The organism is Piscinibacter sp. PDB1-1 (assembly GCF_056675995.1).
In genome coordinates, this window is the sequence record NZ_JBWVZJ010000001.1 from 716820 (window position 1) to 738632 (window position 21813).

General features: G+C 65.6%; 23 protein-coding genes. 16 read left to right on the plus strand and 7 right to left on the minus strand.

Going from position 1 to position 21813, the window contains the following annotated elements:
* Window positions 1-8: 8 nt before the first annotated feature.
* From AC1KAR_RS03175 to AC1KAR_RS03185, 3 genes are read right to left on the minus strand one after another with little or no spacing between them, the layout of a single operon-like run.
* Window positions 9-1304 carry a TRAP transporter large permease gene (locus AC1KAR_RS03175; protein WP_480314502.1) on the minus strand — a complete coding sequence of 432 codons (1296 nt, stop codon included), beginning with the start codon at window positions 1302-1304 and terminating at the stop codon, window positions 9-11.
* On the minus strand, window positions 1301-1771 hold the full coding sequence (locus tag AC1KAR_RS03180) for a TRAP transporter small permease (protein ID WP_480314503.1): 471 nt from the start codon (window positions 1769-1771) through the stop codon (window positions 1301-1303). Before AC1KAR_RS03180 ends, AC1KAR_RS03175 begins: the two co-directional genes overlap by 4 nt.
* 7 nt (window positions 1772-1778) lie before the next feature.
* Window positions 1779-2765 carry a sialic acid TRAP transporter substrate-binding protein SiaP gene (locus AC1KAR_RS03185; RefSeq protein WP_480314504.1) on the minus strand — a complete coding sequence of 329 codons (987 nt, stop codon included), beginning with the start codon at window positions 2763-2765 and terminating at the stop codon, window positions 1779-1781.
* Between the two features lie 170 nt (window positions 2766-2935).
* Here AC1KAR_RS03185 and AC1KAR_RS03190 point away from each other — a divergent pair, with 170 nt between their 5' ends.
* The 12 genes from AC1KAR_RS03190 (at window position 2936) to AC1KAR_RS03245 (ending at window position 15338) form a co-directional block, all read left to right on the plus strand.
* The gene (locus AC1KAR_RS03190) at window positions 2936-4033 is read left to right on the plus strand and encodes a PEP-CTERM sorting domain-containing protein (protein WP_480314505.1); all 1098 of its coding nucleotides are present in this window, start codon (window positions 2936-2938) and stop codon (window positions 4031-4033) included.
* Window positions 4030-5115 (plus strand): PEP-CTERM sorting domain-containing protein, encoded by a 1086-nt coding sequence (locus AC1KAR_RS03195; protein ID WP_480314506.1) that lies wholly within the window; start codon window positions 4030-4032, stop codon window positions 5113-5115. Before AC1KAR_RS03190 ends, AC1KAR_RS03195 begins: the two co-directional genes overlap by 4 nt.
* An 88-nt stretch (window positions 5116-5203) precedes the next feature.
* Entirely contained in the window at window positions 5204-7807 is a 2604-nt protein-coding gene (gene mutS / locus AC1KAR_RS03200; RefSeq protein ID WP_480314507.1) for a DNA mismatch repair protein MutS, read from the plus strand.
* Window positions 7804-8640 (plus strand): proteasome-type protease, encoded by an 837-nt coding sequence (locus AC1KAR_RS03205; protein WP_480314508.1) that lies wholly within the window; start codon window positions 7804-7806, stop codon window positions 8638-8640. The genes mutS and AC1KAR_RS03205 overlap by 4 nt, the downstream gene beginning before the upstream one ends.
* A gap of 2 nt (window positions 8641-8642) precedes the next feature.
* Window positions 8643-9473: an alpha/beta fold hydrolase gene (locus AC1KAR_RS03210; protein WP_480314509.1), complete on the plus strand. Its 831-nt coding sequence runs from the start codon at window positions 8643-8645 to the stop codon at window positions 9471-9473.
* Between the two features lie 73 nt (window positions 9474-9546).
* Window positions 9547-11214: a CTP synthase gene (locus AC1KAR_RS03215; protein WP_480314510.1), complete on the plus strand. Its 1668-nt coding sequence runs from the start codon at window positions 9547-9549 to the stop codon at window positions 11212-11214.
* Window positions 11211-12068 carry a 3-deoxy-8-phosphooctulonate synthase gene (gene kdsA, locus AC1KAR_RS03220; protein ID WP_480314511.1) on the plus strand — a complete coding sequence of 286 codons (858 nt, stop codon included), beginning with the start codon at window positions 11211-11213 and terminating at the stop codon, window positions 12066-12068. The genes AC1KAR_RS03215 and kdsA overlap by 4 nt, the downstream gene beginning before the upstream one ends.
* A 17-nt stretch (window positions 12069-12085) precedes the next feature.
* A complete protein-coding gene (locus AC1KAR_RS03225; RefSeq protein ID WP_480314512.1) occupies window positions 12086-12373 on the plus strand; it encodes a DUF1330 domain-containing protein in 288 nt (95 codons plus the stop codon).
* Window positions 12374-12431: 58 nt separating this feature from the next.
* Window positions 12432-13715 (plus strand): phosphopyruvate hydratase, encoded by a 1284-nt coding sequence (eno, locus tag AC1KAR_RS03230; RefSeq protein WP_480314513.1) that lies wholly within the window; start codon window positions 12432-12434, stop codon window positions 13713-13715.
* 87 nt (window positions 13716-13802) lie between these two features.
* Window positions 13803-14081, plus strand: coding sequence for a cell division protein FtsB (ftsB, locus tag AC1KAR_RS03235; RefSeq protein WP_480314514.1), 279 nt, complete (start codon window positions 13803-13805; stop codon window positions 14079-14081).
* Between the two features lie 10 nt (window positions 14082-14091).
* Window positions 14092-14721, plus strand: coding sequence for a nicotinamide riboside transporter PnuC (gene pnuC, locus AC1KAR_RS03240; RefSeq protein ID WP_480314515.1), 630 nt, complete (start codon window positions 14092-14094; stop codon window positions 14719-14721).
* On the plus strand, window positions 14718-15338 hold the full coding sequence (locus AC1KAR_RS03245) for an AAA family ATPase (RefSeq protein WP_480314516.1): 621 nt from the start codon (window positions 14718-14720) through the stop codon (window positions 15336-15338). The genes pnuC and AC1KAR_RS03245 overlap by 4 nt, the downstream gene beginning before the upstream one ends.
* A 6-nt stretch (window positions 15339-15344) precedes the next feature.
* On the opposite strand, the gene AC1KAR_RS03250 is transcribed toward AC1KAR_RS03245, so the two are convergent.
* From AC1KAR_RS03250 to AC1KAR_RS03260, 3 genes are all read right to left on the minus strand, one after another.
* Window positions 15345-15821 (minus strand): CopD family protein, encoded by a 477-nt coding sequence (locus AC1KAR_RS03250; protein ID WP_480314517.1) that lies wholly within the window; start codon window positions 15819-15821, stop codon window positions 15345-15347.
* 9 nt (window positions 15822-15830) lie between these two features.
* On the minus strand, window positions 15831-16787 hold the full coding sequence (gene hslO / locus AC1KAR_RS03255; RefSeq protein WP_480314518.1) for an Hsp33 family molecular chaperone HslO: 957 nt from the start codon (window positions 16785-16787) through the stop codon (window positions 15831-15833).
* A gap of 103 nt (window positions 16788-16890) precedes the next feature.
* The gene (locus AC1KAR_RS03260) at window positions 16891-17415 is read right to left on the minus strand and encodes a gamma carbonic anhydrase family protein (protein WP_480314519.1); all 525 of its coding nucleotides are present in this window, start codon (window positions 17413-17415) and stop codon (window positions 16891-16893) included.
* Window positions 17416-17453: 38 nt separating this feature from the next.
* On the opposite strand from AC1KAR_RS03260, the gene AC1KAR_RS03265 reads away from it, so the two are divergent.
* The 4 genes from AC1KAR_RS03265 (at window position 17454) to AC1KAR_RS03280 (ending at window position 21138) form a co-directional block, all read left to right on the plus strand.
* Window positions 17454-18254, plus strand: coding sequence for a ferritin-like domain-containing protein (locus AC1KAR_RS03265; RefSeq protein ID WP_480314520.1), 801 nt, complete (start codon window positions 17454-17456; stop codon window positions 18252-18254).
* A 120-nt stretch (window positions 18255-18374) separates the two neighbouring features.
* Complete coding sequence (locus tag AC1KAR_RS03270; RefSeq protein ID WP_480314521.1) at window positions 18375-19232, plus strand: basic amino acid ABC transporter substrate-binding protein; 858 nt, start codon at window positions 18375-18377, stop codon at window positions 19230-19232.
* Window positions 19233-19247: 15 nt separating this feature from the next.
* Entirely contained in the window at window positions 19248-20000 is a 753-nt protein-coding gene (locus AC1KAR_RS03275; RefSeq protein ID WP_480314522.1) for an amino acid ABC transporter permease, read from the plus strand.
* A 172-nt stretch (window positions 20001-20172) separates the two neighbouring features.
* Window positions 20173-21138: a porin gene (locus AC1KAR_RS03280; RefSeq protein ID WP_480314523.1), complete on the plus strand. Its 966-nt coding sequence runs from the start codon at window positions 20173-20175 to the stop codon at window positions 21136-21138.
* 68 nt (window positions 21139-21206) lie between these two features.
* On the opposite strand, the gene AC1KAR_RS03285 is transcribed toward AC1KAR_RS03280, so the two are convergent.
* Window positions 21207-21800, minus strand: coding sequence for a MarC family protein (locus AC1KAR_RS03285; RefSeq protein ID WP_480314524.1), 594 nt, complete (start codon window positions 21798-21800; stop codon window positions 21207-21209).
* Window positions 21801-21813: the final 13 nt, after the last annotated feature.

Consider the following 21813-nt stretch of genomic DNA (forward strand, 5'->3'; position numbering starts at 1 on the left):
GCCGCGCGCTACTTCAGCCCGTAGCCCAGCGCCTGCGGCAGCCACAACACTGACTGCGGCACGAAAGTCACGATCGTCAGTGCGGCGATCAACATCCCGATGAACAACCAGCTCTCACGGATCATGGCCTTGAGCGGCACACCGGCGAGCGCGTTGATCACGAAGAGCAGCATGCCGAAAGGCGGCGTGACCATGCCCACCATCATGTTGACGACCACCATCACGCCGAAGTGAACGAGATCGACGCCCAGCAACCGTGCTGTGGGCAACAGCATGGGCACCAGCACCAGCAGCATGATCGAGGTGTCGAGAAAGCAGCCCAGCACCAGGAACAGCAGGTTCACGCCGATCAGAAAACCCAGCGGCGAAAGGTTGTAGCCATTGAGCCAGGTGGCCAATGCGTTCGGTACGTTCTCGGCAGCGAAGGCGTAGTTGATGAGGTACGCGGCCGCCACGATCAAGGTCACCGAAGCACTCGATTTCGACGACTCGACGAGCACCTGATAGAAGCGCCGCAGGCTGAGCGCGCGATACACCACCGCGGCAAGGAACAGCGCATACAACGCCGCCACCGCGGCGGCCTCGGTCGGCGTGAACACCCCCGTGTAGATGCCCCCCAGCAACAGCACCGGCAGCGAGATCGGCAGCGCGCCACGCCAGAGCACACCGGGCAGCGCCTTCGCCGCCACGGGCTCGCCGCGCGGCAGGCCACGCCGCCGCGCCACGAAATGCACGCCGAGCATGAGCGACGCGGCCATCAACAGGCCCGGGATCACGCCACCCAGGAACAGAGCGCCGACCGAGGTGTCGGACACCAGCGCATAAATCACGAGCGGGATCGACGGCGGAACGATCGGCCCGATGGTCGACGAGGCCGCCGTGATCGCACCGGCAAACGCGGGCGAGTAGCCGTGCTTTGTCATCGCGCGGATGCTCACCAGGCCGGGGCCGGCCGCATCGGCGATCGCGCTGCCGCTCATGCCGGAGAAGATCACGCTCACCACCACGTTGACCTGCGCCAGCCCCCCGCGCAACCTGCCGACCAGCGCTTGCGCGAAGGCGAACAAGCGGTCGCTGATGGTGCCGGAGTTCATGATGCCCGCCGCGAAGATGAAGAGCGGCACCGCCAGCAGCACGTAACCGTTGTACAGGCCGTTGAGCACCTGCTCGGCGGCGAGGCCCACGTCCTGCCCCTTCACCAGCAGGTAGGCCACCCCGCTGGCCAGCATGCCCAAGCCGATGGGCAGGCGCAGCAGCAACGTCAGCAGCAGCATGCCGAGCAGAACGACCAGCGCGAGGCTCACAGCGCCTGCTCCCAGTCGCGCGACAGTAGGCGGCATGCCTTGCGCAGGTACATCAGCACCACCGCGAACACGAACACGAGGAACGGCGCGAACACGTACGAGAAAGGCACGCCCAGCACCGCCGTGGGCTCACGGTGCATGAAGCTCACGTAGTCATACGCGTAGGGCAGGAGCACGCCTAAAAGGCCCGCCATCAACAAGGCGCCCAGCAGGGCCGCAATGCGCCGGCCCTGCGGGGGCAACGTGGCATAGACCAGGTCGAACATCACGTGCTCGCGCTCTTGAAGCAGCCAAGCGGCCGACCAGAACACCATGGCGATGTAGAGCACGACGACCAGTTCGTCCGTCCACGCCAGGGGGCGGTCGAAGAGATAACGTGCGCTCACCTGCAAGACGAAGGTGATGAACAGCAGCGCGAACAGCGCCGCGGCAACGGCCTGCGCCGCCTGGACGAGCCTGGCCCGCATCGACCGCCTACTTGACGGCGTTGATGCGGTCGAGCAGCCCGGCCGGCCAGGCCTTGGCCTGCTCGGACGCGACGTACCTCGCCTGTACAGCCTTGCGGAAGGCCTCGACATCCGGTGTGCTCACCTGCAGCCCCTGCTGCTTGAAGAAGGCGATCAGCTCGGCCTCGTCGCGGATGCGGTTCTCGTCGTTGTACTGGGCAGCCGCCACGGCGGCGGCGCGCACCTTGGCCTGCTGGTCAGGTGACATGGCCTTCCAGGTCTTGCTGGCGATCGAGATGAAAAGGCCATCGACCAGGTGGCTGGTGAGCACGATTTGCTTCGTCACCTCGTGGAACTTGGCGGAGCGAACGGTCGGCAGCGGGTTGTCTTCGCCGTCGATGGTGCCCGTCTTGAGCGCCAGGTACACCTCGCCGAAGGCCATCGGCATCGCGGTCGCTCCGAGCGCGTCGCCGAGAAAGAGCCATTCCTTCGTGGCCGGCATGCGCAGCTTCACGCCCTTCAGATCGGCCGGCGTCTGAACCTTGCGCGGCTCGCGCAGCGCGAGCTGGCGCGTGCCGAGGTAGGCCACGGTGAGGATCTGCACATCCATCTTGGCGGCCACGGCCCGGGCGAACTCCTCGCCGATCGGGCCGTTGAACACCTTCTTCTGGTGGGCCGGGTCGCGAATCAGGTAGCCCGCGGTGTAGATCGAGTACTCGGGCAGGATCTTGGCGATGTCCTGCGCAGAGACAGTCGCCATCTCCAGGCTGCCACGCGCCATGGCGGTCGGCTCCGCGCCTTGCTTGAAGAGCGAGGCATTCAGGTGCACCTGCACATCGAACTGACCCGGTGCGGACTTCTCCAGCTCGCCCTTGAACACCGTCCACATCTTCGCGTGCCAGTCTTCCGGCACGGCGGGCGTGGAGATGCGAAGCGGGATCTTCGTCTGCGCGAGGGCGCTGCCGGCCAGCAGCAGGCCTCCCAACGCGACTGCCCAGAGGCGGCGGCGGTTCATGGTGTCTCCTCGTTCGAGTGGTTTTGATGACAAGCCCGCGATGGTAGCGACTGGCCTGAACCGGAACGCCGATTGCCGGCCTGCGGCAGCGCCAGCCATCGCCATGCTCGAAAGCAGTCCAGAGACGCTGCCCTGACTTGCGCGCGCACCCATCACTTGAGGAGACATGCATGCCACGGAATCCATCACGCGGCCGCGCTGCAGTTCTTGCCGCACGGTCTGTCGTTCTTGCCGCTTTGTTCGCCCTGGGGCCGCTGGCGGTCCAGGCGCAAGTCCTGCCGGACTACAGCTTCAACTTCTTGCCGTCCGAAGGCGGCACCCATCTGCAGCCGGCCGACATCAACAACCATGGTCTGGTGGCGGGGACGGTCGGGCAAACCCACGTCCCGCAAGCCGTGATCTGGGACGCTCTACAGCCCTCGCAGGGCCCGCGCTATCTGCCATTTGCCGGCCCGTGCTGCGGGAACACGCAGACCTCGGGACTCGCCATCAACGACCTCGGGCAGGTCGCCGGCGTAGACGCATCCCGCGCCGCCGTCTGGACCGGGCAGAACACGCCCACCCTGTTGGCCGGGAACATGTTCATCGATTCCGTGGCCCGAGGACTGAACGAAACCGGCGCCGTGGTGGGCCGGTCTTCACTGGGCGCCACGCTGTGGGATGGCACCGGCGCACACGCGCTGGGCTCGCTCGGCGGCTCGTACAGCGAAGCCTTCGCGATCAACGAGGCCGGTGCGGCGGTGGGCATGAGCACCGTTGCCGGGCCCGACTACGAGTCCCGCGCCGTGCTGTGGCGAAACGGAGGCATCACGGACCTGGGTGAGGGTATTGCCCTCAGCGTGAACGACCACGACGTGGTGGTCGGGCAGAGCGACCAGCGCGCCGTGGTCTGGAACGGCGGTCAGGCGAGCTTCCTCGATGGCCTGGGCTCCGAGGCGTCGGACATCAACAACAGCGGCTGGGCCGTAGGCAGTTTCTACGACGAGGACGGCAGCCCAACGCGCGCCATGCTGTGGCGAGACGGCCAGGCCATCGACCTCAACAGCTTCCTGGGCCAGGCCGAGCGCGATGCGGGCTGGCAACTCGTGTCGGCCAGCGGCATCAATGACCTCGGATGGATCGTGGGCAAGGCTTTCAACAACGGGAACACCTCAGCCTTCGTGCTGTCGATCCCGGCGGTGCCGGAGCCAGCGTCGATGCTGCTGCTGTTCACCGGTTTGGGCGTCATCGGCGCTGCAGCGCGCCGCACCCGGAGGAGTCGGCCATGAGCCCGACTTCGCTTCGCTCCCTCGGCCTGTCGATGGCTCTGCTGGCCTGCGCCGCAAGCGCAGATGCGCAGCGATATCAGTTGAGCATTCTTCCTACCGACGCCTTCGGCACGGGCATGTGGGACACCGGAAGCGGGATCAACAATGCGGGACAGGTCGTCGGCACCGCCAGCGGCACGCATGAGAGATCCGGGCAGCTCTGGACCACCCCGACGACCGTCGTCGCCTTGCCCACCTCGCGCTGCTGCACGCACACTGAGACATACGCGCACGACATCAACAACGCCGGCTGGATCGTTGGAGAAGACACCTATCGAGCCGCGCTGTGGATCAACAACCAGTCCAGCCTGCTTCCAGAGCTTGCGGGCGGGCGGGCCTCCACGGCCTGGGCTCTCAACGATTCCGGCCAGGTGGTGGGCCAGACGGCTACCCCGTCCGGTACACGAGCCACGCTCTGGGCAGGGGGCCAGGCGATCGATCTAGGTACCTTGGGTGGCAATGCCAGCTACGCCTTCGACATCAACAGCAGCGGCATGGTCGTGGGCTCCAGCCGCGTGGACGCCACCAACAGCGAAGCACCCACCCTGTGGCACAACGGGACGATCACGCGCCTTGGCGCGGACGGAACGGCCACGGCGATCAACGACGCGGGGCACGTCGTCGGCAGCAGTGCCGGGGTTGCGACCCTCTGGGGGGACGGAACCATGTCCCGCATCAGCAACGTGAACTCCGCTGCCAACGACATCAACAACCGCGGCCAGGTGGTGGGCTGGGCCTTGTACGCCACCCCAGACGATGCCGAGAGCTGGGATGACCGCCAAGCCACGCTGTGGAACGGCACCCGCGCCATCAACCTGAACAGCTTCCTGAGCCAGAGTCAGCGAGACGCGGGATGGGTGCTGGAAGACGCGCTCGCTATCAATGACCTTGGATGGATCACCGGCATGGCCTACAACCCCCTGACCTTCGGGCGCGTGCCCTACCTGTTGTCGATCCCGGCCATCCCAGAGCCGGCGTCGATGATCCTGCTGCTCGCCGGCCTTGGCGTGATCGGCACGGCGGCGCGCAGACGCCGCGCCTGAAACGCGCGCCCGTGAGCTCGCGCACGGCCCTGGCGAGTGCATGACAATTGGCGGCTACGCCTCCAGCCGCCCTTTGTCGCCCCTTCGCATGACCCTCGCGCCCGCCGCCGACGACCTCGCGCACCACACGCCGATGATGCAGCAGTACCTGCGCATCAAGGCCGAGCACCCCGACACGCTCGTCTTCTACCGAATGGGCGATTTCTACGAGCTCTTCTACGAAGACGCCCGGCGCGCCAACCGCCTGCTCGACATCACGCTCACGCAGCGTGGTCAGAGCGGCGGCGAGCCGGTCGTGATGGCCGGCGTGCCGGTGCATTCGGTCGAGAGCTACCTTGCCAAGCTCATCAAGCTGGGCGAAGCGGTGGCGATTGCCGAGCAGGTGGGCGATGTGGCCACGGCCAAGGGGCCGGTGGAGCGCAAGGTGGTGCGCGTCGTGACCCCTGGCACCGTCACCGACACCGAACTGCTGGCCGACAAGCGCGATGCCTTGCTGCTGGCTGTCTCGCAGCAAACCAGGCGCGGTGTGGTGAGCTACGGTCTCGCCTGGCTGGGCCTCTCGAACGGCCAGCTGGGCATGACCGAATGCGGAGAGCGCGAGCTGGCCGGTTGGCTTGCCCGACTGAACGCCGCCGAAGCCCTGGTCGACCGCGAACAGATCCCTGTTGCATTGGCGCAGTCGCGCATCGCCCTCACGCCGCGCCCGGCCTGGCAGTTCGACACCGCCCTCGGCCTGCGCAAGCTGTGCGAGCAGCTGCGCGTGGCCAGCCTCAGCGGCTTCAACGCGCAGGACATGGCGATCGGCCAGGCCGCGGCCGCGGCCCTGCTGAGCTACGCCGAACACACGCAAGGCCAGGCACTGGCCCACGTGCGCACCCTCACGGTCGAGCGCGCGAGCGACCTGCTCGATCTGCCGCCCACCACCCATCGCAACCTCGAACTCACGCAGACGCTGCGCGGCGACGAGGCCCCAACTCTCCTCTCTCTGCTGGACACCTGCCGCAGCGGCATGGGCAGCCGCGCGCTGCGTCATTGGCTCACGCACCCGCTGCGCGAGCGCGCCGTTGCCACGCAGCGCCACGATGCCATCGAGGTGCTGCTCGACACCTCACCCGAGCCGTTGCGTGAAGCCCTGCGCGGCGTGAGCGACGTCGAACGCATCACCGCCCGCGTTGCGCTTCGCCAGGTGCGCCCGCGCGAGCTGACGGGCCTGCGCGCCACGCTGCAGGGCCTGCCTGCGCTGCGCGAGCGCGTACCGCTCGACAAGGCCGTGCTGCTCGACATGCTGGCCGAGGCGCTCACCCCCTCGGCCGAGATCGAGGCCCTGCTAGGCCAAGCCATCGCCGACGAACCTGCCGTGCTGCTGCGCGACGGCGGCGTGATCGCCACCGGCTACGACGCCCAGCTCGACGAGCTGCGCGGAATCAGCCAGAACTGCGATGCCTACCTGCTCGACCTCGAAGCCCGGGAGCGTACGCGCACCGGCATCGCCAACCTGCGCGTGCAGTTCAACAAGGTTCACGGCTTCTACATCGAGGTGACTCAGGGTCAGGCGAGCAAGGTGCCGATGGACTACCAGCGCCGCCAGACGCTGAAGAACGCCGAGCGCTTCATCACCCCCGAACTCAAGTCCTTCGAGGACAAGGCGCTGTCGGCGCAGGAGCGGGCGCTGGCGCGCGAGAAGCTGCTCTACGAAGCCGTGATCGACCAACTGCAAGCCCACATCGACGCCCTGAGCGGTCTTGCCCGCGCGCTCGCCAGCCTCGATGCGCTGGCGGCGCTCGCCGAGCGCGCCAGCACGCTCAGGTGGTGCCGCCCGCAGTTCGTGCGCGAGCCCTGCATCGACATCGAAGCCGGCCGCCACCCGGTGGTCGAGGCGCGGCTCGCCGAGACGGGCGCCGGCAACTTCATGGCCAACGACTGCCGGCTCGACGCCACCCGCAAGATGCTCGTCATCACCGGCCCCAACATGGGCGGCAAGAGCACCTTCATGCGCCAGGTGGCATTGATCGTGCTGCTGGCCGCCGTGGGGTCGTTTGTGCCGGCGAGCAGCTGCCGGCTCGGCCCCATCGACGCCATCCACACCCGCATCGGCGCGGCCGATGACCTGGCCAACGCGCAATCGACCTTCATGCTCGAGATGACCGAAGCCGCCGCCATCATCCACAGCGCCACCGAGAACTCGCTGGTGCTGATGGACGAGATCGGCCGCGGCACCAGCACCTTCGACGGCCTGGCCCTGGCCGGCGCCATTGCCAGCCACCTGCATGAGCGCAATCGCGCCTTCACGCTGTTCGCCACGCACTACTTCGAGCTGACGGAGTTCCCGGTCAAGCACGAGCGGGCGATCAACGTGCATGTGTCGGCCGCGGAGAGCGGTGACGACATCGTCTTCCTGCACGAGATTCTGGCTGGCCCCGCCAGCCGCAGCTATGGCGTACAGGTAGCGCGCCTCGCCGGCATGCCCGGTGGGCTGGTGCGGCAGGCGCGCGCCTCGCTCGAAGCGCTGGAGGCGCAGCAGAAGTCGGGGGATGCTCAGATCGATCTCTTCGCTGCGCCAATTCCTCCCGCGCAAGCTGAACCCTCGGCCGTGGACAAGGCGCTGACGTCGATCAATCCCGATATGCTTTCGCCCAAAGAAGCGCTCGACGCGCTCTACCGCCTCAAATCTCTCCAGGAAAACCTCTCATGACCTACTGCGTGGGCATCAAACTCGACGCCGGTTTGGTGTTTCTCTCCGACTCGCGCACCAACGCAGGGCTCGACCAGATCAGCACTTTCCGCAAGATGATGGTCTACGAGAAGCCGGGCGACCGCTTCATGGTGCTGCTCTCGGCGGGCAACCTGTCGATCTCGCAATCGGTGCGCGAGATCCTGCAGGTCGAGAAGCTCGACAACGGCGACCCTGAATCGACAGAGCCGCCCATCACCATCTGGAACGCCAAGAGCATGTTCGACGCTGTGCGCGTGCTGGGCAGCGCGGTGCGCCGTGTGTACGACCAGGACGGCCCGTCGCTCAAGCAGGCTGGGATCGATTTCAACGCCTCGATGATCTTCGGCGGGCAGATCGAGGGTGAGGCCATGCGCCTCTTCCTCGTGTATTCGGCCGGCAACTTCATCGAGGCCACCCGCGAGACCTGCTACTTCCAGGTCGGTGAATCCAAGTACGGCAAGCCCGTGCTCGACCGCATGATCACGCCACAGACGCCGCTGGCCGAAGCCGCCAAGTGCGCGCTCGTCTCGATGGACTCGACGCTCAAGTCCAACCTCTCGGTGGGGCTGCCGCTCGATCTGCTGGTCTACGAGGCGGGCAAGCTCGAAAGCGACCAGCTCGTGTGCATCGACGAGCAGAACCCGTACTTCCACATGATCCGCACCTCGTGGGGCCAGAAGCTGCGCCAGGTGTTCGAGTCCATCGACGACCCGCAGTGGAACGGCAGCACCTCGGAGCACCCACTGTGCGCCAGCGCCGGCCGCTACGAGCCGATGCGCAAGATCACCACCCCGAGCGAGAAGATCATCTGACGATGGCCAAGCGCGCCCACCGAGGCACCATCGTCTTCTCGCACGCCAACAGCTTCCCGGCGGGCACCTACCGCGTGCTGTTCGAAGCCTGGCGCGCCGCGGGGTACACCGTTCACGCGCTCGAGAAGTACGGCCACGACCCCGACTACCCGGTCACCGAGCACTGGCCACGCCTGCGCGATCAGCTCGTGCACTTCGCGCAGCAACATGCCAGGGAGCCGGCGTTCTTCGTCGGACATTCGCTGGGTGGGTTCTTGAGCGTGCTGGCTGCGGCCAAGCACCCCGAACTCGCCCGCGGCGTCGTGCTGCTCGACTCGCCGCTCATCGGTGGGCTGCTCACGCCCACGATCCAGTTCGCCAAGATGACCGGTTTTGCCGAGCGCTTTTCGCCCGCCAATATCTCCAAGAGCCGACGCACGCACTGGGCCGACAAGCAGGCCGCGTATGCCCATTTCGCGGCCAAGCCCAGTTTTGCCCGCTGGGCGCCCGAGGTTCTGCACGACTACATCGAAAGCGGCATCCAGCCCGATGCCGCCGGTGGCGTCACGCTGAGCTTCAGCCGCGAAGTCGAGACCGACATCTACCGCACGCTGGCGTACGACATCCCGCGATTCCTGCGCCGCCACCCGCTGCAGCATCCGCTCGCCTTCATCGGCGGCACGCGGTCGACCGAGGTAAAGCAAGTGGGCATGCTTGCCACGGAGCGCGTGGCCGAGGGCCGTGTCTCGTGGATCGAAGGCACGCACTTGTTCCCGTTCGAGCAGCCCGCTCTCACCGCCGCGGAGGTCGTGCGCTGGTTGAAGACCCTGTCCGAGGTGCCGGCGACCGCCTGAGCCTGCCGGGGTAGGCGCCTATAATCGCGCTTTACCACCAGCGCATTTGCGACACTCGCAAGTGCCACCAGCAATGACCAAGTTCGTCTTTGTCACCGGCGGTGTGGTGTCCTCGCTGGGCAAGGGCATCGCGGCTGCATCGCTCGCGGCGATTCTCGAATCGCGCGGCCTCAAGGTCACTCTCATCAAGCTGGACCCGTACCTCAACGTCGATCCGGGCACGATGTCGCCCTTCCAGCACGGCGAGGTCTTCGTCACCGACGATGGCGCGGAAACCGATCTCGACCTCGGCCACTACGAGCGCTTCATCACCACCAAGATGAAGAAGTCGAACAACTTCACGACCGGCCAGATCTACAAGAGCGTGCTCGAGAAAGAGCGCCGCGGCGACTACCTCGGCAAGACGGTGCAGGTGATCCCGCACGTCACCAACGAGATCCAGGAGTTCGTGAAGCGCGGCGCCGGGCTGGGTACCGACCACGCGGTCGACGTGGCCATCGTCGAGATCGGCGGCACGGTGGGCGACATCGAGTCCCTGCCCTTCCTCGAAGCGGTGCGCCAGATGAGCCTGCGCATGGGCCCGAACAGTTGCGCCTTCGTTCACCTCACGTATGTGCCCTATATTGCGGCCGCCGGTGAACTCAAGACCAAGCCCACGCAGCACACCGTGCAGAAGATGCGCGAGATCGGCATCCAGCCCGATGCGCTGCTGTGCCGCGCCGACCGCGTCATCCCCGACGAAGAGCGCGCCAAGATCTCGCTTTTCACCAACGTGCCCGAATGGGGCGTGATCTCGGTGTGGGATGCCGACACCATCTACAAGGTGCCGCGCATGCTGCACGAGCAGGGCCTTGATGGCCTGATCTGCGACAAGCTGCGCATCAACACGCCGCCTGCCAATCTCAAGCGCTGGGACGATCTCGTGAGCGAGGTCGAGCACCCGCAGCGCGCGGTCACCATCGGCATGTGCGGCAAGTACACCGACCTGTCGGATTCGTACAAGTCGCTCAACGAGGCGCTGCGCCATGCGGGCATTGCCAACCACGCCAAGGTCAACATCGAGTACATCGATTCCGAGACGCTGAGCACCGGCAACATCGCTCAACTGGAGCGCTTCGACGCCATCCTGGTGCCGGGCGGCTTCGGCAAGCGCGGCGTCGAGGGCAAGATCCTCACTGCCCAGTTCGCACGCGAACACAAGCTGCCCTACCTCGGGATCTGCCTGGGCATGCAGGTCGCCACCATCGAGTACGCACGCCACAAGGCCGGCCTGAACGACGCCAACAGCACCGAGTTCGAGCCCGAAACGCCACACCCGGTGATCGCGCTGATCGAAGAGTGGCAAGACGCCGACGGCTCCATCCAGAAGCGCACGGCCAACTCCGACCTCGGCGGCACCATGCGCCTGGGCGCTCAAAGCTCGGACGTGAAAGCAGGCACGCTGGCGCACGAAATCTATGGTGACGTGGTCACCGAGCGCCACCGCCATCGCTACGAGGCCAACGTCAACTACCTCGACAAGCTCACTGAAGCGGGCCTCGTGATCTCTGCCATCACGCAGCGCGAGAAGCTGACCGAAATCGTGGAGTTGCCGCGTACCGTGCACCCGTGGTTCATGGGCGTGCAGTTCCACCCGGAGTTCAAGTCCACGCCTTGGGGCGGTCACCCGCTCTTCAAGTCGTACATCGAGGCGGCGCTCAAGCACCAGGCCTCGCGCACTGAGAAGAAGGTGGCAGCATGAAGCTCTGCGGATTCCCCATCGGCGTCGACCAGCCGTTCTTCCTGATCTCTGGCCCCTGCGTGGTGGAATCCGAGCAGTTGCAAATGGACGTGGCCGGGCGGCTGAAGGAGATCACCTCCGCGCTCGGTATCCCGTTCATTTTCAAGAGCAGCTACGACAAGGCCAATCGCTCCTCGGGCACCTCGTTTCGCGGCCCGGGCATGGACAAGGGCCTGGAGATCCTGGCCAAGGTCAAGCGCGAGCTGAACGTGCCGGTGCTGACCGATGTGCACAGCGAAGCCGAGATCGCTACCGTCGCGTCGGTGGTCGATGTCCTGCAGACGCCCGCCTTCCTGTGCCGCCAGACTGACTTCATCCACGCCGTGGCGCAGTCGGGCAAACCGGTGAACATCAAGAAGGGCCAGTTCCTCGCGCCGCACGACATGAAGAACGTGATCGACAAGGCTCGCGCGGCCGCCAAGGCCAAGGGCCTGCCCGAAGACAACTTCATGGCCTGCGAGCGTGGTGCGAGCTTCGGCTACAACAACCTCGTCTCCGACATGCGCTCGCTGGCCATCATGCGCGAGACCGGCGCGCCAGTGGTGTTCGACGCCACGCATTCGGTGCAGCTGCCTGGCGGCCAGGGCACGAGTTCGGGCGGTCAGCGCGAGTTCGTCCCGGTGCTGTCGCGCGCAGCGATTGCCGTTGGTATTGCGGGTGTCTTCATGGAGACGCACCCCGACCCCAAGAACGCCATGAGCGACGGCCCGAATGCTGTGCCGCTCCAGCACATGAAAGCGCTGCTGGAACAACTGGTTGCGCTCGATCGCGTGATCAAGAAGCAGCCGCTGCTCGAGAACGACTTTTCCTGCTGAACCCGCGATACCAGCCCATGAGCGCCTACATCATTGCCGACGTCACCGTCACCGATGCCGAGAAGATGGCGAAGTACCGCGAGTGGAGCACCCGCGCCATGCAGGAACACGGCGCCGAGGTGCTGGTGCGCGGCGGCGAGTTCGAGGTGCTCGAAGGCCCTTGGACGCCCAGCCGCATCATCGTGCTGCGCTTCGCCGACCGCGCCAAGGCCAAGGCCTTCTATGCCAGCGAGACCTACACGCACGCTCGCACGCTGCGCGAAGGCGCTGGCGTCATGCGCATGATCGTTGTCGACGGCGTGTAGTTCGTCTCGACCGACAATCGCCCCACAAGATCACTGATAACTGCCAAGAGGAAGATAGATGAGTGCCATCGTTGACATCGTCGGCCGCGAGATTCTCGACAGCCGCGGCAACCCGACCGTCGAATGCGACGTGCTGCTTGAAAGCGGCACCATGGGCCGCGCTGCCGTGCCCTCGGGTGCGTCCACCGGCTCGCGTGAAGCCATCGAGCTGCGCGACGGCGACAAGGGCCGCTACCTGGGCAAGGGCGTGCTCAAGGCCGTCGAGCACATCAACACCGAGATCAGCGAAGCCGTGCTCGGCCTCGATGCCTCGGAGCAGGCGTTCCTCGACCGCACGCTGATCGACCTCGACGGCACCGAGAACAAGGGCCGCCTGGGCGCCAACGCCACGCTGGCCGTCTCGATGGCCGTGGCCCGCGCCGCAGCCGAAGAGTCGGGCCTGCCGCTGTACCGCTACTTCGGCGGCTCGGGGGCGATGCAGATGCCGGTGCCGATGATGAACGTCATCAACGGCGGGGCGCACGCCAACAACAACCTCGATCTTCAAGAACTGATGATCATCCCGACCGGCGCACCGAGCTTCCGCGAAGCGGTGCGCTACGGTGCCGAGGTGTTCCACGCACTGAAGAAGATCATCGATGCCAAGGGCATGAGCACCGCCGTCGGCGACGAAGGCGGTTTCGCCCCCAGCGTGGCCAGCCACGAAGCGGCAATCCAGCTGATCCTCGAAGCCATCGACAAGGCCGGCTACACCCCGGGCGAGCACATCGCCATCGGCCTCGATTGCGCCGCCAGCGAGTTCTACAAGGACGGCAAGTACCACCTCGAAGGCGAAGGCCTGCAGCTGACCGCGCCCGAGTGGACCGACATCCTCGCCACCTGGTGCGACAAGTACCCGATCATCAGCATCGAAGACGGCATGCACGAAGGCGACTGGGACGGCTGGAAGCACCTCACCGAGCGCCTGGGCAAGAAGGTCCAGTTGGTGGGCGACGACCTCTTTGTCACCAACACCAAGATCCTGCGCGAAGGCATCGAGAAGAACATCGGCAACTCGATCCTCATCAAGATCAACCAGATCGGCACGCTGACCGAGACCTTCGCCGCGATCGAGATGGCCAAGCGCGCCAACTACACGGCCGTGATCTCGCACCGCTCGGGCGAAACCGAAGACTCGACCATCTCCGACATTGCCGTCGGCACCAACGCCGGCCAGATCAAGACAGGCTCGATGTCTCGCTCCGACCGCATCGCCAAATACAACCAGCTGCTGCGCATCGAAGAAGACCTCGGCGACGTGGCCAGCTACCCCGGTCGCGCGGCGTTCTACAACCTGCGCTGAACATGACCCGCGCTCGCAAGTTGCTGCGCTCGAGCTCCCACTCGGGGCCGAGCAAGGCTTCTGGCGGCCGGGAACCGGGCTGATCCCTTGCGCTTCATCACCGTCACCCTGCTCGTGCTGCTCGGGCTCGTGCATGCCGAGCTCTGGCTCGGCAAGGGCGGGGTGGCGCGCGTCATGGAGCTCGAGGGCAAACTGCACGAGCAGACGGCACAGAACGATGCCGCCCATGCGCGCAACGACCAGATCACCGCAGAGGTGAACGATCTGAAGGAAGGCCTGGAGATGGTGGAAGAGAAGGCCCGCTTCGAATTGGGCATGGTCAAGCCGGACGAGATCCTCGTTCAAGTCTCCACCGCCAAGCGCTGATCCATCGCCGATGGACGCGCTGCTGCAATCGATGCAGCCCATCTTTGCCCCCGCGTTCATGCTGTGGGGAGCGCCCGTCACCTGGCTGGAGATCGTGGCCTTCGTGCTGGCCATCTGGATGGTCGTTGCGAACATCCGCGTCAACCCGATCGGCTGGCCGCTTGCCATCGCAAGTTCGCTGCTCTACTTCGCCCTTTTCTGGAGCAGCAGGCTATACGGCGATGCCAGCCTGCAGATCGTCTTCGCCGTGGTGGCGGGTTGGGGCTGGTGGCAGTGGTTGCGTGGCACCCAAGCCGATGGCTCGGCGCTGCGAGTACGCCACCTCGGCCCACGCGGGCGTTGGGCCGCAGTCGCCGTCTTTGCCGCGGCCTGGCCGGCGATCGGCCTCTTCCTGCGCCACAACACCGACACCGACGTGCCCTGGTGGGATGCGTTCCCAACCGCCGCAAGCCTCATCGGGCAGTGGTTGCTGGGGCGCAAGTACGTCGATAACTGGCCGACCTGGCTCGTGGTCAACACTGTGTGCGTGGGCCTCTTCGCCTACAAGGGCCTGTGGCTCACGACGCTGCTGTACGCGATCTTCGCCGTGATGTCAGTGGTCGGATGGCGCGCCTGGAAGCGGGCGGCAGCGCACCCATGAGCCGCGTGATCGCCATCGTCGGGGCCGAGAGCACCGGCAAGACGACGCTTGCGGCGGATCTCGCCGCTGCACTCCAGGCGCAGGGCCACAACGTTGCGCTCGTGAGCGAATACCTGCGCGAGTTCTGCGCCGCTCAATCGCGCACCCCCAGCCAGAGCGAACAGGCCGCAATCGCAGAAGAGCAGTCGCGCCGCATCGCCCAGGCCGCAGCGGTGAATGACATCGTGGTCGCAGACACCAGCGCCTTGATGACCGCCGTCTACAGCGAGATCGTATTCAACGACCGCAGCCTTTACGCTGATGCCGAGGCCACGCAGCGCACCTACACGCTCACCCTGCTCACTGCGCTCGACTTGCCGTGGGTCGCTGATGGACTTCAACGAGACGGCGCGCATGTGCGTGAACCGGTCACTAAACTGGTACGTGCCAGCCTTGCGCGCGCCGGAGTGGCGTACTCCGTCGTGAGTGGCATCGGGGAGGCCCGCCTCCGCTGTGCCCTGTCGGCGGTTCGACACACACTTTTCACTCCGCCAGAACCCGTTGCGACGCGTTGGACATGGGTGTGCGACCGGTGCGGCGACACCGACTGCGAACGGCACCTCCTGCCGCGGCTCTGACGCGCGTCAGGTCGCTGCGCCGAGCACCACCACGACAACGATCAAAGCGCCGAAGGCCAGGTTCACACCGACCCAAAAGCGAATCTCGGTGAGCGCGGCCCCGCCGGCGGGCCAATCCTGAGCCGCCACCGCCCGCTGCAGGCGGCGATAGAGGGCAAACCGGATGTGGCCGAACACGGCAAGCATCAATACCCCCAGCCCAGCCATCACCATCCAGTCGGCCGGCATGTTGAATGGGGCGCCTGTCAGACGAGTGGTCTGCGCGACACGTATCACCATGGCCACGCCGCTGGCGAGCGCCGCCAGCGCTACCCAGACCACCACAGCGAAGAACCGGCCCAAGGCATCTGCCATGAACGGCACCCTCACGGGCGGCTCCAGCTTCGCGGCCGCAGGGCGCAGGCAGTACAGCGCGAAGAACATGCCGCCGATCCACACGATGGTGGACGCGAGGTGAATCAGCTTCAGCAGTGCATAGCCCATGCTAGGACTTCAGTTGAGAGAACTCGACCCTGGCGCCTGCCGGCCGTGCGGGGTGAACAATCCGCCCACGTCGATGCTGTCGAAGTGGTACTTGGTACCGCAGAAGTCGCAGGCGATCTCGACGCGCCCCTGCTCGTCGATCACCCCGTCGACCTCTTCACGCCCCAGGCTCTTGAGCATGTTGCCCACGCGTTCGCGCGAGCAGGTGCAGGCAAAGTGCGGGTGCGTGGGCTCGTAGCGCACGACCTGCTCTTCCCAAAAAAGACGCCGAAGGATCGTGTCGGCGTCGAGGGTGAACAGCTCTTCGCTGGTCAGCGTCGACGCCAGGTGCGCGATCCGGTTGTAGTCTTCATTCGCGCCGATCTCGTCTTCGTTGCGCTGGCCGATGTTGCCTTCGCCCTCGACCGGCAGGCGTTGAATCAGCAGGCCTGCCGCGATGTCGTCGTTGGCGGCGAGGATGAGCTTGGTGTCGAGCTGTTCGGACTGCAGCATGTAGTGCTCCAGCACGTCGCTCAGGCGATGCAGCGGCTCGCGCTGGTCACCATGCAAGGCCACGACGCCCTGGTAGGGCTGCTGGCCGGGCAGGCGGTCCTTCGGATCGAGGGTGATGGCGCAGCGGCCTTGGCCGCCCTCATTCACCAGCGCGTCGAGCAAAGCCTTCTCGGGCACCTCGCCGACCACCTTGGCCGTGACGCGGAAGGCGAGGTCGGGCTGCGCCTCAGCCACGGCGAGCTTGACCGGCCCGTCCCCGTGAATCTGCATGACCAGCGCGCCGTTGAACTTGATGTTGGACTGCATCAGCACGCTAGCCGCCGCCATCTCACCGAGCAACGCGCGCACCGGCTGCGGGAACGCATCTTGTGCGTCAGCGCGGCGCTTGAGCACCTCCCGCCAGTCGCCGGTCAGGCGAACCAGCAGGCCGCGAACCGGCATGCCTTCGAACAGGAACTTGTGCAACTCACTCATGACAACCCCTCGCTCGCGGCATAACGCGAGCGATCCCCCGTGGGGATCGAGCCCGCCTTGGGGCGGCCCGGCGCCGGGCTCGCACGCATCTTCAACATGTCGTTCATACGATCTTCTTCAAACCCGCCTTGAAGCGGCTGGCGTTATCAACGTAGTGCTGGGCGCTTCGCTTCAGGCCCTCGATCTGCTCGGGCGTGAGCGTTCGAACCGCCTTGGCAGGCGAGCCGATGATCATCGATCCATCGGGGAAATCCTTGCCCTCGGTGATGAGCGCGCTGGCGCCCACCAGGCAGTGCTTGCCGATCTTCGCGCCATTGAGCACGACCGCGCCGATACCAATGAGCGAACCTTCGCCGATGGTGCACCCGTGCAGCATCACCTGGTGGCCCACCGTCACGTTCTCGGCGATCGTCACCGGGTAGCCGAGGTCGGCATGGATCACCGTGCCGTCCTGAATGTTGGAGTTGGTGCCAATGGTGATTCGCTCGGTATCGCCACGAAGCACCGCGCCAAACCACACGCTCGTGTTCTCGGCCAGCGTGACAGCCCCCATCACCTGCGCGCTGTCGGCGACCCAGGCCGAAGCCGCGATGTCGGGCGTCTCGTCGCCTAGTTGATAGATGGCCATGGGCTGACTCTCGGGGTTCGAAGCCGATAATTCTAGGGATGAACCCGAGACGACGCGCCCTGGAGGTCTTGTGCCTGCGCGACCCAGTCGCCAAGGCGCGCGAGGCGCGCGCGTTGTTCGATCAGCTTGACCCGCACAGCATCGACCCACAAACGTCGTTCGAAGCCCCGCCAGACCTGCCCGGCCGACCCGATCGGCCCGCACTGCGGCCACCCCGTGAAGTTCCGTCTCGCACGCCCTTCACGCCCGAGGGCCGCGCCGCGCTCGTCCACGCCATCGCGCACATCGAGTTCAACGCGATCAACCTGGCGCTGGATGCAGCGTTCCGCTTCGCTGGCATGCCGGCCCAGTTCTATACGGACTGGCTGCGTGTGGCGAGCGAGGAGGCGCTGCACTTCAGCCTGCTGCGCGAGCACCTCAACAGCCTCGGGCACGAGTACGGCGACTTCGATGCGCACGACGGCCTTTGGTTGATGACGGCGCGCACTGCCGACAGCGTACTTGCCCGGATGGCGCTGGTGCCGCGCACGCTGGAGGCCCGGGGGCTCGATGCCACCCCGCCGCTGCAGGCCAAGTTCGCGCGGGCGGGCGATCAACGCGCGGTCGAGATCCTCGGTGTGATCCTGCGCGATGAAGTCGGCCATGTCGCCATAGGCAACCGCTGGTACCGCTGGCTGTGCGAACGCGAGGGCTTGGACCCGGTGGTGCACTACGACGTCCTGACGGAGCGCTACGAAGCACCGAAGCTGCGCCCGCCCTTCAACCTGCGCGCCCGCGAGGCCGCGGGGTTCACGCCGGCCGAATTGGCTCGGCTCGACGAGGCCGGGCCAACCGCCTGAACGCCACCGCCGCGTGGCTCGCATCTTGCTGCCGCGAGAGCTGGCCGCCATTACACTGGTGCCCCGCAACGGCAGCCACCCTGCCAAAACCCCCAAAACCTCACACCGAGGAAGCCCACGATGACCTACCCCACCCGTCGTTTCCTGCAAGTCAGCGCACTCGTTCTCACCGGCCTGATCCTGTCGGCCTGTGGCAAGAAGGAAGAAACTCCCCCGCCATCCGCCGCGCCGGCAGTGGTCGCATCAGCGCCGGCACCGGCCCCAGCCAAGGTGTACGTGGTCGGCACCGATGCTGCCTACGCTCCGTTCGAGTTGCAGAACGAAAAGGGCGAGATCGTCGGCTTCGACATCGACGTCGTGACGGCGGTAGCCAAGAAGGCCGGCATCGAGGTGAAGTTCGTCAACACGCCGTGGGAAGGCATCTTCAACACGCTGCAGCAAGGCGACCGCGACTTCCTCGTCTCTTCGATCACGATCACCGAAGAGCGCAAGCAGACCATGGATTTCAGCGACCCGTACTTCGATGCGCAACAGCTCATCGCCGTGAAGCAAAACTCCAAGGTGAGCAAGTTCGACGACCTGAAGAAACTGAAGGTCGGCGTGCAGACCGGCACGACCGGCGACGAGGTCATCACCAAGCTGCAGGGCAAGAACAGCGCCAACATCAAGCGCTTCGAGTCGACCCCCTTGGCGCTGAAGGAGCTTGAATCGGGTGGCGTGGACGCCGTCGTGGCCGACAACGGCGTCGTCATCAACTACGTGACCAACAACGCCGGCAGCAGCTTCAAGACGGTGAACGACAAGGCCTTTGCGGCCGAGCAGTACGGCCTGGCCGTGAAGAAGGGCAACACCGACCTGCTGGGCAAGCTGAACAAGGGTCTGGCCGACATCAAGGCCGATGGCACCTACGATCAGATCTTCGCCAAGTATTTTGGTGCCGCAGCAGCTGCTGCACCGGCCTCCGCCGCTTCGAAGTAAGAAGCGCACCTGGCCGTGGGCTTGCGGTGGGAGATCCTGGCCGGCTACGGGCCGCTGTTCCTGGCGGCGCTGTTCACGACCGTGGAGCTCACGATCGTCGCAATCGGTGCCGGCCTGCTGCTGGGGGTGGTGCTCGGGCTGATCAGCAGTTCGCGCGATGCGCCTCAGCCTGCCAACCCCATCCTGGCGGCGCTCCTCGGCATCGCGCGCTGGATCACGCTCGCGTATGTCACGTTCTTCCGCGGCACGCCGTTGTTTGTGCAGATCCTGCTGGTCCACTTTGCGCTGATGCCGATGCTGGTGCAGCCCGACAGTGGGCTGCTGCTATCAGGCGAGGCAGCGCGTGAGTTCCGCCAGTCGCACGGCGCCTTCTTCTCCGGCGCGCTGGCGCTGACCCTGAACGCCGGCGCATACATCTCCGAGATCTTCCGCGCCGGCATCCAGAGCATCCACGCCGGCCAGACCCAGGCCGGCTACAGCCTGGGCCTCACCCACCCGCAGGCCATGCGCTACGTGGTTCTGCCGCAAGCGTTCCGGCGCATGCTGCCGGCCCTGGTCAACGAGGGCGTCACGCTGATCAAGGATTCATCGCTCGTGTCGGCCATCGGCCTGGCCGAACTGGCCCTGGCCGCGCGCACGGTGGCCGGTGCCTACTCCCGTTACTGGGAGCCCTACCTGGCAATTTCGGCCGTCTACCTCGTCCTGACGGTCCTGCTCTCGCTCCTGGCCAAGCGCCTCGAGGCCCCCGCGCACCAACGCGGCCGCTGAGCCTTCACAAAATCGCGTTCCAACCGTTGCCGGCGAGCAACGGCAAGAGGGGTTTTCCTGTAGCCCCGCGCATAAACTCATGTTCCGCGCACATGTGCGATCGCACATGTGCCGAGAGTTCCGTCCAGCGGAGACCATCCGCCCACACCTTTCTTATCCAAAAAGGACCTCTATGAAGCGCTCTCTTCTCGCTGTGGCCGCCCTGACTACCCTCGCAGCAGGCTCGGTTTCCGCTCAAAGCTCCATCACCGCATGGGGTCGCTTGAACACCTCCGTCGAATTGGAAGACGACAGCGCCAAGTCGGACACGATCTGGCAACTCCGCAATAACGGTTCGCGCCTCGGCTTCCGCGGCGTCGAAGATCTGGGCGGTGGCCTCAAGGCTGGTTTCGCCCTCGAACACCGTTTCAACTCCGACGACGGCCGTGCCACCAACGCTGCCTTCTGGGGTGGAGCCGGCGAAAGCTCGGTCCATCTGGCAGGCGCGTTCGGTATGTTCAAGGCTGGCTACTACACCAGTGAGTCGTACTTCGCCACGTCGGACGTTACCGACCTGATCAACCACGGTACGGGTACGTCGGCTGACGCCCTGTACAAGGACATCTCCTACTACGGCAACAAGGTGTCGTACCGCACGCCGGAGATGTTCAACGGTTGGGCGGAACTGGCCGTGATTCTGGGCGAAGGCCAGGCGCCGAACCGCGCTTACGACTTCGCCGCCAACTGGGCGCTCGGCAACTTCGGCGTCGGCCTGGGTTACCAGAAGAACGAAGTTCTGGACACGCAATACGCCATCCGCGGCTCGTACATTGCGTCAGCCTTTGCGGTCACAGGCTACTTCCAACGCTTCTCGAGCGAAGGCGGCGATGCGAGCAAGAAGATCTATCGCCTGTCCGGCCAGTACAACATCGGCCCGTTCGAGCTGCACGCGGCCGGAGGCTTCGCCGATGAACTCGACGGTGCCGGCATTGCATTCGACGAACCCGAGCAAAAGCAATACACCTTCGGCGCCAACTACAACCTCAGCAAGCGCACCAAGGTCTACACCTACTACTCCAAGCTCGAACTGGAAGGCATGAACGGCGCTTCTTCCCGCGACGTGTCGTACCTGGCGGCGGGCCTGCGCCACAACTTCTGATCTCCCCGGATCAGCCAGTGCGCATGAAACGGCCGGTCGAAAGACCGGCCGTTTTTCATTCCGGGTCGTCAGCCCAGAAAGTAGCGTTTCAAGCCGGCAAGGATCATCTCGACCGCGATCGCGGTCAAGACAAGGCCCATGAGCTTCTCGGTGGCCGAGACCACTGAATCGCCAACCCAGCGCCGTATCCGCTCACACAGCAAAAGGACGGCGAGCGATACCCCCAGCGCGCAGCTCAGCGCGGCCACCCAGGTCATCACCTTGTCGGGCTGACGCGAGGCCAGCAGCAGCACGGTGGCCATGGCCGATGGCCCCGCTAGCAAAGGTACGGCCAGCGGGAATATCAGTGGCTCCTTGCCCTCGGGCGAACCGTAGACCGTTCCACCCTGACTGAAGATCATGCGGATGGCGACCATCAGCAGGATCACGCCACCCGCCACTTCGAGCGAGCGCTCGGACAGGTGCATCACGCGCAGAAAGGCGTCGCCGAGAAACATGAACACGATCAGCACCGCGAACGCGATGCCGACCTCGCGCAGCGCCACCCTGCGCCTTCGCTGTGGCGGCACCTGGCGCATCACCGGGATGAAGATCGGCAAGCTCCCCAAAGGGTCGAGCACCAGCAACAGCAGGATGAAGGCAGACAGGAAGTTGTGGTCCATCGCGCTTGGCTGT

Bases quoted from the DNA above. Each gene is read 5' to 3' on its own strand.
- mutS (WP_480314507.1), top strand. From the start codon at position 5,204: ATGACCCTCGCGCCCGCCGCCGACGACCTCGCGCACCACACGCCGATG.
- AC1KAR_RS03265 (WP_480314520.1), top strand. From the start codon at position 17,454: ATGAACCCGAGACGACGCGCCCTGGAGGTCTTGTGCCTGCGCGACCCA.
- AC1KAR_RS03185 (WP_480314504.1), bottom strand. From the start codon at position 2,765: ATGAACCGCCGCCGCCTCTGGGCAGTCGCGTTGGGAGGCCTGCTGCTG.
- AC1KAR_RS03215 (WP_480314510.1), top strand. From the start codon at position 9,547: ATGACCAAGTTCGTCTTTGTCACCGGCGGTGTGGTGTCCTCGCTGGGC.
- AC1KAR_RS03250 (WP_480314517.1), bottom strand. From the start codon at position 15,821: ATGGGCTATGCACTGCTGAAGCTGATTCACCTCGCGTCCACCATCGTG.
- AC1KAR_RS03245 (WP_480314516.1), top strand. From the start codon at position 14,718: ATGAGCCGCGTGATCGCCATCGTCGGGGCCGAGAGCACCGGCAAGACG.
- AC1KAR_RS03210 (WP_480314509.1), top strand. From the start codon at position 8,643: ATGGCCAAGCGCGCCCACCGAGGCACCATCGTCTTCTCGCACGCCAAC.
- AC1KAR_RS03225 (WP_480314512.1), top strand. From the start codon at position 12,086: ATGAGCGCCTACATCATTGCCGACGTCACCGTCACCGATGCCGAGAAG.
- AC1KAR_RS03195 (WP_480314506.1), top strand. From the start codon at position 4,030: ATGAGCCCGACTTCGCTTCGCTCCCTCGGCCTGTCGATGGCTCTGCTG.
- AC1KAR_RS03205 (WP_480314508.1), top strand. From the start codon at position 7,804: ATGACCTACTGCGTGGGCATCAAACTCGACGCCGGTTTGGTGTTTCTC.
- hslO (WP_480314518.1), bottom strand. From the start codon at position 16,787: ATGAGTGAGTTGCACAAGTTCCTGTTCGAAGGCATGCCGGTTCGCGGC.
- AC1KAR_RS03285 (WP_480314524.1), bottom strand. From the start codon at position 21,800: ATGGACCACAACTTCCTGTCTGCCTTCATCCTGCTGTTGCTGGTGCTC.
- eno (WP_480314513.1), top strand. From the start codon at position 12,432: ATGAGTGCCATCGTTGACATCGTCGGCCGCGAGATTCTCGACAGCCGC.
- AC1KAR_RS03260 (WP_480314519.1), bottom strand. From the start codon at position 17,415: ATGGCCATCTATCAACTAGGCGACGAGACGCCCGACATCGCGGCTTCG.
- AC1KAR_RS03270 (WP_480314521.1), top strand. From the start codon at position 18,375: ATGACCTACCCCACCCGTCGTTTCCTGCAAGTCAGCGCACTCGTTCTC.
- pnuC (WP_480314515.1), top strand. From the start codon at position 14,092: ATGGACGCGCTGCTGCAATCGATGCAGCCCATCTTTGCCCCCGCGTTC.
- AC1KAR_RS03180 (WP_480314503.1), bottom strand. From the start codon at position 1,771: ATGCGGGCCAGGCTCGTCCAGGCGGCGCAGGCCGTTGCCGCGGCGCTG.
- kdsA (WP_480314511.1), top strand. From the start codon at position 11,211: ATGAAGCTCTGCGGATTCCCCATCGGCGTCGACCAGCCGTTCTTCCTG.
- AC1KAR_RS03280 (WP_480314523.1), top strand. From the start codon at position 20,173: ATGAAGCGCTCTCTTCTCGCTGTGGCCGCCCTGACTACCCTCGCAGCA.
- AC1KAR_RS03190 (WP_480314505.1), top strand. From the start codon at position 2,936: ATGCCACGGAATCCATCACGCGGCCGCGCTGCAGTTCTTGCCGCACGG.